This window comes from Devosia sp. GW821-FHT12F11, assembly GCF_058806655.1.
On the sequence record NZ_JBXAPX010000015.1, the window covers coordinates 1 to 1,265 of the forward strand.

The 1,265-nt window shown below is 63.9% G+C and carries 1 protein-coding gene; it reads left to right on the forward strand.

The features are described 5' to 3' along the window. The first annotated feature begins 88 nt into the window (after positions 1-88). Positions 89-1,261, forward strand: coding sequence for an IS481 family transposase (locus AC1ROK_RS27045; protein ID WP_492852772.1), 1,173 nt, complete (start codon positions 89-91; stop codon positions 1,259-1,261). Positions 1,262-1,265: the final 4 nt, after the last annotated feature.

Genomic DNA, 1,265 nt, shown 5'->3' on the forward strand with positions numbered 1-1,265 from the left:
TGTTTAGTCCGGGTACATCGCTTACAGGTGTTCGGAGACATAGCTGACAGGTTTGTGCAGGCTTGGTCGTTCCATTGGAGGGCGATCGATGCCGTGGCTGGAGGTGTCAGCGATGCAGGAACGTCGGGAGTTCGTCAGGCTGGCTTTGCAGGAAGGTGCGAACCGACGGGAGTTGTGTCGACGGTTCGGGATCAGCGCAGACGTTGGCTACAAGTGGTTGGCACGGTGGGTTGCGGGTGACACCGAGTTGTTGGATCGGTCGCGACGGCCGCAGGCGAGCCCATCCCGGATCGGTGATGATCTTGAGGCGGCAGTGCTTCAGGTGCGAGATGCACATCCGGCTTGGGGGGCGCGGAAGATCGGGCGGCTGCTGGAGCGGCAGGGAACCGCACCGCCGGCGGTGTCGACGATCCACGAGATCCTGCGCCGCCACGGCCGCATTCCGGTTCGACCTGGAGGGGGCCCAGCTCGATTGCGCTTCGAGAAGGAGGCGCCGAACCTGCTGTGGCAGATGGACTTCAAGGGCTGGGTCGAACTCGGCGATGGCACCCGCTGCCATCCACTGACGGTGATCGACGATCATGCTCGCTTCTCGGTGTGCCTGTCGGCCTGCAGCGACCAGACCGGCGCCACCGTGCGCCAGCGGCTCGAGACCACCTTCCGCCTCTATGGCCTGCCCGATGCCTTCTTCGTCGATAACGGCCCGCCTTGGGGAGATTCGTCCGGAGAGCGATGGACCAGGTTCGAGGTGTGGCTGCTCAAGCTCGGCATCGGCCTGATCCACAGCCGACCCTACCACCCACAAAGCCGCGGCAAGAACGAGCGCTTCCATCGCACTCTCGCCGCCGAGGTCTTCGCGCTCAACCGGATCGACGACCTCGGCCAGGCGCAGAAGGCCTTCGACCGTTGGCGCGAGGTCTACAACTTCGAGCGACCGCATGAAGCTCTGGACCTGCAGGTGCCAGCAGATCGTTACCGCCCAAGCCCCAGGCCGCTGCCCGAAAAGCTGGCCGAACCTGGCTACGAGACGGGCGAAATCGTTCGCCACGTCCCCCCGACTAAACCCTACATCGCCTTCAAGGGCCGCCGCTGGAGAGTACCCAGAGCCTTCTGCGGTGAACGACTAGCCGTCAGACCAGCCGACGCCGACGGCCACTACCACGTCTGCTTCGCCAGCCACCACGTGGCCGACATCAACTTGACCCAGCCCAAAACTGTCAGTCATGTCTCCGAACAGCTGTCAGCTATCTCCCCGGAATGAACAC